General features: G+C 66.9%; 1 pseudogene. It reads left to right on the top strand.

Features of this window, described 5'->3' with window-relative positions:
* Positions 1 to 272, top strand: a pseudogene (locus AC5RWU_RS24780) (acyl-CoA desaturase); the annotation flags it as partial.

Here is a 272-nt window from a genome sequence, read left to right as displayed (position 1 = left end):
CACCAAGGACTACGCGGCCACCCCGGCACTGGCCCTGCTCACCGGCTCCGGCAAACAAGCCCTGTACGGGACCCTGGCAGCCAACGCGGTCCGCAACGTCTGGGCCCACGCGGTCATCTTCTGCGGACACTTCCCCGACGGCGCCGACACTTTCACCGAGGACATGGCCGACGGCGAAACCCGCGGGGACTGGTACGTGCGCCAGATGATCGGCTCGGCCAACATTTCCGGATCCAGGCTCATGCACCTGATGACCGGCAACCTCTCCCACC

It is taken from the genome of Arthrobacter sp. B0427-1-12, from assembly GCF_059092905.1.
Note: the sequence above shows the minus strand (reverse complement) of the source record. Positions and strands in the feature narration are given on the sequence as shown.